Raw genomic sequence first — 11,149 nt, forward strand, 5'->3', positions numbered from 1 at the left:
TTCCCCCGATCGAGCACGTGCGTGTGAATGGTGGATCAGGTCAGGCGTTCGAGGATCGTCGCCGTGGCCAGAGCGCCGCCCGCGCACATCGTGACCAGCGCGGTGGTGGTGTCGGAGCGTTCGAGCTCGTGCAGGGCGGTGGTGATGAGCCGGGCGCCGGTGGCCCCGACGGGATGGCCGAGCGCGATGGCCCCCCCGTTGACGTTGACCCGGTCGAGGTCGGGCTCGTGCACCGCGGCCCACGAGAGCACCACGGACGCGAACGCCTCGTTCACCTCGAACCTGTCGATGTCGCCCATGGTCATCCCGGCCGCCGTCAGCACCTTCGCGGTCGCCTCCACGGGACCGTCGAGATGATAGTAGGGCTCGGCGCCGACGAGCGCCTGCGCCAGGATGCGCGCCCTGGGCCGCAGCCCCTGCCGGCGGGCCTCCTGCTCGCTCGTCACCAGCACGGCGGCCGCGCCGTCGGAGATCTGCGAGGACGTGCCGGCGGTGTGCAGGGCGCCCTCGGCGACCGGCTTGAGCCCGGCCAGGCTCTCGACCGTGGTCTCGCGTAACCCCTGGTCCCTGCGGACGGATCCGACGGGCACGATCTCCCGCTCGAACCGCCCGTCGGCCCACGCCTTGGCCGCCAGGCGCTGCGACCGCGCGCCGAACCAGTCGAGCCGCTCCCTGGTCAGCCCGCGCCGCCGGGCGATGCGTTCGGCCGCGGTGAACTGGTCGGGCAGGTCGATGCTCCAGTCGTCGGGACGCGGCCGCGCGGGGCGCACGTTGCTGCCGAGCGGCGCCCTGCTCATCATCTCGACCCCGCATCCGACGCCGGCCTCGATGACGCCCGCCCTGATCATCGCCGCCGCCAGGTGCACGGCCTGCTGCGAGGAGCCGCACTGGGCGTCGAGCGTGGTGACGCCCGTCTGGTAGGGGAGCCCGGCGTAGAGCCACGAGTAGCGGCCGACGTGGCCGCCCTGCTCGCCGGCCTGCGTGACGCACCCGGCGAACATCTGGCCGATCGTGGCCGGATCGACGCCGGCGCGCTGGACCAGGCCGTTCAGCGCCGCGGCCAGCACCTGCTGCGGCTTGAGCTCCGACAACCATCCCGCCCGCTTGCCGATGGGCGTGCGAACGGCCTCGACGATCACAGGTGTGCCCACAGTCGCCTCCAGAACGTTGCTCTGGCCGCGACTGTAACGCGTTCTACTTTGTGGTGGAAGCCTCGCTTCCGGCGGGGAACTCGGCACGCAGCCCGAAAGTGTCGAAAAGCCGCAGGTCAAAGAACATGGCGACGTGGTTGACGCCTTCTTCGCGCAACGCCAGCACCATGATGGCGAAGCGGCGGTAGACGTCGTGCTCGCGGAAGTAGACGGCGAACGCGGGCTGGCCGTTGGCCGCCACGGGGAGCAGCCTGAGGTCGTGCGGCCGGCTGGCGGGGCACTGCGTGGAGACGAGCTCGCCGATCGCGTCGGGACCTTCGTACCAGCCCACGTAGGGGGGCATCTCCCAGATCGCGTCTTTGGTGAACAGCGAGACCAGCTCGTCGACGTCGTAGTTCTCGAAGGCGGCGACGTAGCGGTCGAGCAGGTGGCGCTGCTCGGCGGAGAGCGGCTCGACCTGGTCGTCGAGGCTCGGCGAGACCTCGCTGAGCTGCGCGCGGGCCCGCTGCAGGATGCTGTTGACGGCCGCCGTGGACAGGCCGACCGCCTCGGCGACCTCGGCCGCCCGCCACCTGAGCACGTCGCGCAGGATCAGCACGGCGCGCTGCCGGGGCGGCAGGTGCTGGAGGGCGGCGACGAGCGCGAGCCGGATGCTCTCGCGCGAGGTCACGATCGAGGCCGGGTCGCCGGCCGCCTCGACCCCGGCCAGCGTGTCGGGCACCGGCTCCAGCCAGGGCACCTCGCCGTCCTGGACCAGCGGCGCGGCCGCCTCGGTGCTCGGGGCGCCGAGACCGGTCGGCAGGGGGCGCCGGGTGCGGCTGTCGAGCGCGGTCAGGCAGGCGGTGGTGGCGATGCGGTAGAGCCACGTGCGCAGCGACGACCGCCCCTCGAACCCGTCGTAGCCGCGCCAGGCCCGCAGATAGGTCTCCTGTACGAGATCCTCGGCGTCGTGCACCGACCCCAGCATGCGGTAGCAGTGTGCGAACAGCTCGCGCCGCATCGGATCGGCCAGCCGGAGGAAGTCTTCGCTCGTCGGCTTGTCGCTCATGCCCCCTGTATAGCTTCCGCCACCGACAAAAAGCCGATTAGGGCATGACGGAGATGTCCGGAAGGGGTTAGATGTCGGCCAGGAGGCGGGTCGCGGCGGTCTCGATGCGCCGCTGGATCTGGTCGTACGTGCGCCGCCCGCGCAACATCTCCAGCAGCTCCTGCACCCACACGCTGGCCAGCGAGCCCGCGAGGTCGAGCTGCTCCTCGCCGGCCTGGTCGACGGTCAGCCCGTCGGCGGACACCCGCAGCAGCAGCCCCGTCATGCGGTCGCCGAACGGTGTCTGGACCTCGGCCATGATCAACGACCGGATCAGCGCGTCGGCCAGCTCCGGCTCGCGCATCAGCCCCCGCGTGGCCCGCATGAGCACGTCGACGGCCCGGCTGGCCGGCGTGGACGCCCCGGGCGGGCGGCGCTCGATGCTGCTCTCCAGCAGGTCGATCTCCTCGCCCACGACCGCCACGACCAGGTCCATCTTGGACGGGAAGTAGCGGTAGAGCGTGCCCAGCGCCACGCCGGCGCGCTCGGCGACCGTGCGCATCTGCATCGCCTCGACGCCGCCGCGCGAGGCCAGCGCGGCGGCGGCCTGGACGATGCGCTTGCGGCGTTGGTGCTGGCTGCGGGTGCGGACGCTGCGACCGCCCGCCGCCGCGCGGCCCTCGGCGGCCCCCTCGGTGTCGCTGGGGGGCGCGGAGAATGACCCGGGCGAGGTACGCATAAGAACACGTTATCTGATTTCTCGGCAACGCGGCTTGTTACTCGCGAGTCACAAACGGGCCGTATCGGCGCATGTCTAGGGCGTTACAGGACTATGTCGGAACATTGTGCGGAGGGCCGGTACTGGACAGATATTAGAATCTGTTCTAGTTTGCCATTCGGCTTACCTAGCGCTTGCTGGAGGCTCGATGATCGCGCAGACGCTGGCGGCCCTGCTCCTCGACCGGGCGCAGGACGACCGACCTGGGCTGATGTTCGAGGGCGCGGTGTGGTCGTGGCGCGAGCATGTCGCCCGCTGCCGGGCGGCGGGGGCCTGGCTGAGCGGGCGCGGCGCGGGTCTGCACGTGGGCGTGCTGGCGGAGAACGTCCCGGAGCTGCTCCTCGTGCTCGGCGGGGCGGCGCTCGACGGGCACGTGCTGGTCGCGCTGAACCCGACGCGCCCGGCCGCGGAGCTGGTCCGCGACGCCCGCGCCACCGACGTGGACCTCCTGCTCTGGGACGCCCCCTTCGCCGCCCTCGCCGCGTCGGTCGCCGAGGAGCTGGGCGTGGAGAGCATGCCACTGTCCACGGTGTCGTCCCTGGGGGAAGGCGGTGGGCCGCCCGGTGAGGCGGCTCCCGGCGACCTGGTGATGCTGATCTTCACGTCGGGGACCTCGGGGCGGCCCAGGGCCGTCCGGATCACGCAGCGCAAGCTGGCACTGCCGGGGCTGAGCCTGGCCGCGCTGCTCACGCCCGAGGACGTCGTCTACTGCTCGATGCCGCTGTTCCACTCCGGAGCCCTGATGGCCGCCTACGCCCCGGCCGTGGCCTCGGGGGCGGCGCTGGCCGTGCGCAGGCGGTTCTCGGCCTCCGGCCTGCTGCCGGACGTGCGGCGGCACGGCTGCACCTACCTGCACTACGTCGGCAAGGCGCTCTCCTACGTCCTGGCCACCCCCGAACGCCCGGACGACGCCGACAACCCCCTCAGGATCGCCTTCGGCAACGAGGGCAGCGCGGTCGCGACCAGGCGGTTCGGCGAGCGGTTCGGCTGCCGGGTGATCGACGCGTTCGGCTCCACCGAGACGGCCATCTCCTTCAGCCCCGACCCCGGCGCCCCGCCCGGCAGCCTGGGCAGGCTGGGGGCGGGCGTGCAGATCCTCGACCCCGCCACCGGACGCCCGTGCCCGCCCGCCCGCATCGAGGGCGGCCGCCTGCTCAACCCGGACGAGGCCGTCGGCGAGCTGGTCAACACCGCCGGCCCCGGCCTGTTCGAGGGCTACTACAACGACCCGGACGCGGACGCCGAACGCGTCAGGAACGGCGCGTTCTGGTCCGGCGACCTGGCCTACGCCGACCCCGCCGGCCACGTCTTCTTCGCCGGACGCGGCACCGAACGCCTGCGCGTGGACGGCGAGAACCTGGCCGTCGCCCCCGTGGAGGCCGCCCTGCGGGAGTTCGGCGGCGTGGTGGAGGCGGCCGTCTATCCGGTGCCGGACGCGGCGGCGGGCGACCAGGTGATGGCGGCGCTGGTCATGGACGTCCCCTTCGACGCCGAGGCGTTCGCGGCGTTCCTGGCCGGGCGCACCGACCTGGGCCCCAAGTCCTTACCCCGCTATATCCGGATTTGTCCGGAACTCCCGCAGACCCCCTCCCACAAGGTCATCAAGCGGATCCTGGCCAAGGAGGCGTGGCGGACCGGCGACCCCGTCTGGTGGCGCTCCCCGTCCGGATTGCGCCCCCTGACCGGCGTGGACGTCAAGGCGATCGAGGACGAGTTCGTCGAGCACGGCAGGCACCACCTCTTGGAGAGCTGATGGATTTCAACCTGGACGAGACCCAGCAGGACCTGAAGAAGCTGACCGCCGAAGTGCTGGCCAAGCAAGGGGAGGGCGGCCCGGCGGCCAAGCAGGGTGAAGACGGCCCGGCGGCCGGGCAAGGGCAGGGCGGCTCGGCGGCCGAGGACGGGCTGTGGCAGGCCGGGCTCATGGGCGTGTGCGCGTCCGAGGAGGCGGGCGGCGCCGGGCTCGGCCCCGTCGAGATGGCCGTCGTGCTGCGCGAGGTGGGTGCGCGGGCGGTGGCCGTGCCGGCGTTGCCCGTCCTGGTGAGCACGCTGGCCCTGGCCCGGCACGGCAGCCCCGACCAGCGACGGCGCGTCACGCGCGGCACCCTGGCCCGGCGCGAGCCCGGCCGGGCCCCGGCCGATCCGCCGACGACGGCCGCCCGCCGCGAGGGCGACGGCTGGTCGCTGACCGGGCGCAAGGTCGCGGTGCCCTACCCGGCGGACGACGTCCTGGTCACCGCGGACGAGGGGCTGTTCCTGGTGGCGTCGCCGCCCGCGAGCCCCGAGTTCACCTCGACCGGCGAGCCGGCCGCCACGATCCCGCTGGACGGCACGCCCGCCGAGGCGGTGGCCGGGCCCGAGGCGGCCGCCGACGCCGGACGCCTGTTCACCGTGGCCGTCGCCGCGCAGGCGAGCGGCGTCCTGGCCGGGGCGCTCGACCTGACCACCGCCTACATCAGGACGAGACGGCAGTTCGGCCGGGCGCTGGCCGAGTTCCAGGCCGTGACCATGCAGATCGCCGACGTCTACATCGCCGGACGGGCCCTCGACGTGGCCATGTGGTCGGCGGCCTGGCGGCTGGCCGAGGGCCTGCCCGCCGACGCGGACGTGGCGCTGGCCGCGTTCCACGTCTGCGAGGCCGTCAAGGCGCTCTACACCTGCCAGCACCTGCACGGCGGTCTCGGGCTCGACGTCACCTACCCGCTGCACCGCCACTTCGCGCAGGCCAAGCACCTGTCCCACCTGCTCGGCGGCGCCGACGCCCAGCTCGACCTGATCGGAGCCCTCGTCTGATGCTGATCGACCTGACCCGGGAGCAGCGCGCGCTCCGCGACGAGCTGCGCGAGTACTTCCGCGGCTGCCTGACCGCCGAGGACCGCGCGAAGATCGCCGACGACCCGTTCGGCGAGGCGTACATGGAGCACTGCCGCCGGCTCGGCCGCGACGGCAAGCTCGGGCTGGGCTGGCCCAAGGAGTACGGCGGGGGCGGCTACGGCCCCCTGGAGCAGCAGATCTTCGCCAACGAGATCGCCCGCGCCGGGGTGCCGTACCCGATCATCACCGTGCAGACGGTGGGCCCGACGCTGATGCAGTACGGCACCCAGGAGCAGAAGGACCGGTTCCTGCCGCGCATCCTGGCCGGCGAGTGCCACTTCGCGATCGGCTACAGCGAGCCCGAGGCCGGCACCGACCTGGCCTCCCTGCGCACCACGGCGGTCCTGGACGGCGACCACTACGTCGTCAACGGCCAGAAGATCTTCACCAGCGGCGCGCACTACGCCCAGTACATCTGGCTGGCCGCCCGGACGAACCCCGAGGCCAAGAAGCACAAGGGCATCACGATGATGATCGCCGCCACCGACGACCCCGGCTTCTCCTGGACGCCGATCGTCACCATGGACGGCCGCCACCACACGAACTCCACCTACTACTCCGACGTGCGCGTCCCGGTGGACATGGTGGTGGGCGAGGTGGACCGGGGCTGGGACCTGATCGTCAACCAGCTCAACCACGAACGCGTCACCCTGGGCCCGGCCGGCAACCTCGGCCAGACCTACGACCGCTTCCTCGCCTGGGCCAGGCACGCCGGGCTGACCGACAATCCGGACGTACGCCGAGCCCTCGCCCGGGTGTGGGCCGCCTTCCGTACGAACGAGCTGCTCAACTGGCAGGTGGCGGCGAACATGGACCTCGGCTGGCTGGGCGCGCCCGACGCCTCGGCCACCAAGATCTACGGCTCCGAGCGCATGCAGGAGATCGGCCGGCTGGTCTGCGACGTCGTCTCCCGATACGGCGACCCCTCCGACCCGGAGACGGCCGAGCTGGCCGAGCGCATGGACCACGGCGTCAAGGGCGCGGTGGTGCTGACGTTCGGCGGCGGGGTCAATGAAGTGCAGCGCGAGCTGATCGCGATGCTCGGCCTGAACCTGCCGAGGCCGCCGCGATGACCGACCCGACCGCCGCGACGTCCGGCACGACTGACGCGGAGCTGCACGAGCTGGCCGGCAAGCAGATGGCGATGGGGGAGCTGCGCGGCGCCCCGGCCGCCGACCCGGTGAACGCGCCCATGATCCGCCACTGGCTGGCGGCCATGGGCGACGCCAACCCGCGCTACCTGGAGGAAGGCGTGGCGCCGCCCGCGATGGCCCAGGTGTGGACCATGCAGGGGCCGGGCTCGCAGGCCAAGGACCGCTCGCCGGTGGACGACCTGCTGGCCGCGCTCGACGCCGCGGGCTTCACCGGGGTCGTGGCGACCAACTGCGAGCAGACCTACCACCGGTACGCCAGGATCGGCGAGCTGCTGACCCCCGCGACCCGCTTCACGTCGCTGGCCGGGCCGAAGCGCACCGCCCTGGGCGAGGGCTACTTCGCCACCTGGAACGTCACCTGGTACGGCGACGACGACCAGCCGGTCGCCGAGATGCTCTTCCGGGTGCTGAAGTTCCGGCCGAAGGCGCCCGCCCCGCGCGCGCGGGAGCCGTACCCGCTGCGGCCGGCGGTCAACGCGGACACCGCGTTCTTCTGGGAGGGGGCGCGGAACGGCGAGCTGCGCGTCCAGAGCTGCGCGGACTGCGGGGAGCTGCGCCATCCGCCCGGTCCGATGTGCCCGAACTGCCGCTCGGGGAACCGGTCGCACGTCGTGGTGAGCGGCCGCGGCACCCTCTACAGCTACGTCGTCCACCACCATCCGCCGGTGCCGGGGCGCGAGGTCCCGTTCGTGGTGGGCGTGGTGGAACTGCCGGAAGGAGTACGGATCGTGGGCAACGTCGTGGACTGCCCGGTCGAGAAGGTGGAGGTCGGGATGGCCCTGAGGGTGACGTACCGGTCGATGGACGACGAGCTCGTCCTGCCGATGTGGACGCCGGAGGAGCCGTGACCCCCGCCGCCGGAACGGCCCTGCCCGAGCTGGAGGTGGACCTGACGCCCACGACGGTGATCGCCACCGCCCTGGCCACCAGGGACTTCACCCCCGTGCACCACGACACCGCCAAGGCCCGCGCCCAGGGCTCGAAGGACATCTTCCTCAACATCCTCACCACCATGGGCCTGGTGGAACGCTACGTCACCGACTGGACGGGCCCGGAGGCGGTCATCACCAGCATCAACGTCAAACTGGGCGTCCCGGCGTACGCGGGGGACCGGCTGAGCTTCAGCGGCGTGATCGTCGAGCGCGACGGCGACCGGTACACCGCGCAGGTGCGCGGCAGGGTGAGCCTGGGCGACCACGCCACCGGAACCGTCACCTTCGTCCTGCCCGGGAGCGCGTGATGCCGGGCGGGCGGGCCGCGATCGCGGGCATCGGGGCCACCGAGTTCAGCAAGGACTCCGGCCGGTCGGAGCTGCGGCTGGCGGCCGAGGCCGTGCTCGCCGCCCTGGACGACGCCGGGGTGCCGCCGTCCGACGTGGACGGCATGGTCACCTACACCCAGGATGCCAACCAGGAGATCGCCGTCGCCCGGGAGACCGGCGTCGGCGACCTGACCTTCTTCTCCCGCGTCGAGTACGGCGGCGGCGCGGCCTGCGGCACGGTCGCGCACGCGGCGATGGCCGTGGCCACCGGCATGGCCAGGACGGTGGTCTGCTACCGGGCCTTCAACGAGCGCTCGGGCCGCCGCTTCGGCCAGCCGAACGCCCGGCTGACCGGGGAGCCCACCTCCCAGGGTCTGGAGATGAGCTGGCACGTGCCGTACGGGCTGATGACCCCGGCCGCGTGGGTCGCCATGTTCGCGCGGCGGTACATGCACGAGTTCGGGGCGACGTCGGAGGACTTCGGGCGGGTGGCGGTGGCCATGCGCCGGCACGCCGCCACCAACCCGGCCGCCTGGTTCCACGGACGGCCGATCACGCTGGCGGAGCACCAGGCGTCCCGGTGGATCGTGGAGCCGCTGCACCTGCTCGACTGCTGCCAGGAGAGCGACGGCGCGGTGGCCCTGGTCGTGACGTCCGCCGAACGCGCCCACGACCTGCGCAGGTCGCCCGCGGTGATCACGGCGGCGGCGCAGGGCGCGGGCGCGGGCCAGATGATGATGACGAGCTACTACCGGGACGACATGAGCGGCCTTCCGGAGATGTCCGTCGTCGGCCGGCAACTGTGGAAGATGTCCGGGCTGTCCCCGGCGGACATCCAGACGGCCATCCTGTACGACCACTTCACCCCGTTCGTCCTGGCCCAGCTTGAGGAACTGGGCTTCTGCGGACGCGGCGAGGCTCCTGACTACCTGCGGGACGGCGGCATCGAGCTGGACGGCCGCCTGCCCGTCAACCCGCATGGCGGCCAGCTGGGCGAGGCGTACATCCACGGCATGAACGGCATCGCCGAGGCCGTCCGGCAGATCAGGGGGACGGCCGCCAACCAGGTGGCCGGGGCGCGGAACGTCCTGGTCACGGCGGGGACCGGCGTACCGACGAGCGGCCTTATCCTGTCGGCGTCGTGACGATCAGTTAAGAGAAGCAACTCAGGGTAATCATCCCTGCATGAGTGGATTCTGGGGGATCCTGGCGCAGCCGGAGTTGAAGATCGACTGGGCCAGGATGCCCACCTACAACACGATCATGGCGGTCGCCGCCGGCGTCGGGTTGCTGCTCGTGGTCTCCTTCGGCCGCCGGCTGCTCAGGGGCGACCCGCTGGAGCACGTGGACGGCTGGGCGCTGGCGTTCGGCGCGGTCGGGGCCGTCCTGGCGGTCACCGGGCTGCACATGACGCTCACCTGGCCGCTGGCCGGGCAGGGCTTCCCGTTCGACAACATCATCTTCGGGGAGCCCTCGCTGGCGTTCGGCGTGCTGCTGCTGGCCGCCGCGCTCTACCTGTGGAAACGCTGGGGCCTGATCACCGTGGCGCCCGACCGGCGCAAGCTCGTGGCGCGCACGGCCGGGCCGATCTCGCTGTTCGTCTTCGGCATGGGGCTGGCCTGCTTCGGCATCGCGGCGGCGGGGTGGACGTACACGCTGTTCGCCGCGCCGCCGCAGGAGCCGATCTCGGGGGCCTTCGCCGGCCTGCCGCTGCTGGAGGCCACCTTCATCTCCGGCCTGTACGTGCTGGTCGGGGTGGGCGCGGTGCTGTTCCCGTTCGCGCTGCGGGCCAGGGGCGGCCCGGTCACGACCGTGACCGGGGTGTGCTGGGGGATCGCCGGGGCGGCGTTCCTGCTGTTCGGCGCCCTGAACTACTTCACCCACATCGGGCTGATCGTCAACACCATGTAGGCGCTCACGGGCCCATGAACATCGGCACGGAGAAGAACACGATCATCGCGATGGCCACGCAGATCAGGAACCCGATCAACTCCCAGGCCCAGTCGTAGTGCCGTTCCCGGCGCCGCTTGAGCGCCTTCTTCCTGGCCGCGGCCTTCTTCTTGCCCGTCGGCTGCTTGCGGGCGCCGGGCTTGGCGCCGCCTCTCCCCGGCGAGCGGGCCGGTTCGGCGCCGGGCTTGCGGCGGGACGGGCCCTGGAGGTCGCGCGCGGGGTCCGGGTAGCGCGCGCGGTCGGCTTCCAGCTCGCGGGCGAGCTCGACGGCGAAGTCGGCCGCGCGGCTGCGCCCGGACGGCGCCGCATCGGACACAGCAGGGTCGGACACAGCAGGGTCGGACAAGGCGGAGGCGGACCGGCCCGGGCCGGACAGGGCCGGGTCGGACAGGGCCGGGTCGGACAGGCCCGGAGCGCGGGCCGGCTCGGGGGCGGGCATGCGGTAGACCGGTTCGGCGGCGGCCCTGGACCTGGGGGTGAACAGCGGCGCCGCCTCCTTGACCGGCTGCTCCGCAGCCAGGGGACGCCGGGCAGCGCGACCCGGGTCCTGATGCGCCGGGACGTCCCTGATCGCGGGCATCTCCTGGGTGATGGGCTCGTCGTCCAGCACGTCCGCGGGGATGGGCGCGGCCAGGAAGAAGGGCCGCTCCCCGGGCGGGGGAACGGCGGCCCCCGCCACCCGGCCCTCGGCCGGAGCGGCGGGCGGCGCGGTGAAGTCACCCGTGCTGAACGGCCGTACGGACTCGGGCAGCGGCTGCGGGGACTGCGCAGGCTGTGGGGGCTGCGGAGGCTTGGGCAGGAACGGTCGTACGGCCGCCGCCCGCGCGGCCGGGTCCCGCAGCGGGCCCATCGAGTCCAGCGCCCCGAGCGGGTCGCGCAGCTTGGGCATCGGCGCGGTCGTCGCCTCGTGCACGGACGGCCGTCCGGCGGGCGGCGGCGCGAGCAGGTCCGCCG

Annotated in this window: 10 protein-coding genes and 1 pseudogene; 7 read left to right on the forward strand and 4 right to left on the reverse strand. The window is 72.7% G+C overall.

Annotation, left to right across the window (positions count from 1 at the left end; all coding sequences use genetic code 11):
• Window positions 1–35 precede the first annotated feature (35 nt).
• From ACWCSD_RS18140 to ACWCSD_RS18150, 3 genes are all read right to left on the reverse strand, one after another.
• Entirely contained in the window at window positions 36–1,151 is a 1,116-nt protein-coding gene (locus tag ACWCSD_RS18140; RefSeq protein WP_397164482.1) for a steroid 3-ketoacyl-CoA thiolase, read from the reverse strand.
• Window positions 1,152–1,194: 43 nt separating this feature from the next.
• Window positions 1,195–2,199, reverse strand: coding sequence for a sigma-70 family RNA polymerase sigma factor (locus ACWCSD_RS18145; protein ID WP_358288801.1), 1,005 nt, complete (start codon window positions 2,197–2,199; stop codon window positions 1,195–1,197).
• Between the two features lie 67 nt (window positions 2,200–2,266).
• Entirely contained in the window at window positions 2,267–2,917 is a 651-nt protein-coding gene (locus ACWCSD_RS18150; protein WP_397164484.1) for a TetR family transcriptional regulator, read from the reverse strand.
• A 187-nt stretch (window positions 2,918–3,104) separates the two neighbouring features.
• On the opposite strand from ACWCSD_RS18150, the gene ACWCSD_RS18155 reads away from it, so the two are divergent.
• From ACWCSD_RS18155 to ACWCSD_RS18185, 7 genes are read left to right on the forward strand one after another with little or no spacing between them, the layout of a single operon-like run.
• Window positions 3,105–4,709, forward strand: a complete 1,605-nt coding sequence (locus ACWCSD_RS18155; RefSeq protein WP_449916196.1) for an AMP-binding protein — start codon at window positions 3,105–3,107, stop codon at window positions 4,707–4,709.
• The gene (locus ACWCSD_RS18160; protein ID WP_449916198.1) at window positions 4,709–5,749 is read left to right on the forward strand and encodes an acyl-CoA dehydrogenase family protein; all 1,041 of its coding nucleotides are present in this window, start codon (window positions 4,709–4,711) and stop codon (window positions 5,747–5,749) included. The genes ACWCSD_RS18155 and ACWCSD_RS18160 overlap by 1 nt, the downstream gene beginning before the upstream one ends.
• A complete protein-coding gene (locus tag ACWCSD_RS18165; RefSeq protein WP_397164490.1) occupies window positions 5,749–6,903 on the forward strand; it encodes an acyl-CoA dehydrogenase family protein in 1,155 nt (384 codons plus the stop codon). The genes ACWCSD_RS18160 and ACWCSD_RS18165 overlap by 1 nt, the downstream gene beginning before the upstream one ends.
• Complete coding sequence (locus ACWCSD_RS18170) at window positions 6,900–7,832, forward strand: bifunctional MaoC family dehydratase N-terminal/OB-fold nucleic acid binding domain-containing protein (protein WP_449916201.1); 933 nt, start codon at window positions 6,900–6,902, stop codon at window positions 7,830–7,832. The genes ACWCSD_RS18165 and ACWCSD_RS18170 overlap by 4 nt, the downstream gene beginning before the upstream one ends.
• On the forward strand, window positions 7,829–8,224 hold the full coding sequence (locus ACWCSD_RS18175) for a MaoC/PaaZ C-terminal domain-containing protein (protein WP_358288785.1): 396 nt from the start codon (window positions 7,829–7,831) through the stop codon (window positions 8,222–8,224). Before ACWCSD_RS18170 ends, ACWCSD_RS18175 begins: the two co-directional genes overlap by 4 nt.
• A complete protein-coding gene (locus tag ACWCSD_RS18180; protein ID WP_357973396.1) occupies window positions 8,224–9,390 on the forward strand; it encodes a lipid-transfer protein in 1,167 nt (388 codons plus the stop codon). The genes ACWCSD_RS18175 and ACWCSD_RS18180 overlap by 1 nt, the downstream gene beginning before the upstream one ends.
• Before the next feature lie 40 nt (window positions 9,391–9,430).
• Window positions 9,431–10,156: a DUF981 family protein gene (locus tag ACWCSD_RS18185; protein ID WP_364330658.1), complete on the forward strand. Its 726-nt coding sequence runs from the start codon at window positions 9,431–9,433 to the stop codon at window positions 10,154–10,156.
• Between the two features lie 4 nt (window positions 10,157–10,160).
• Here the strand turns inward: ACWCSD_RS18185 and ACWCSD_RS18190 are convergent.
• Window positions 10,161–11,149 (reverse strand): annotated as a pseudogene (locus tag ACWCSD_RS18190) (hypothetical protein); the annotation flags it as partial.

It is taken from the genome of Nonomuraea sp. NPDC001684, from assembly GCF_053596515.1.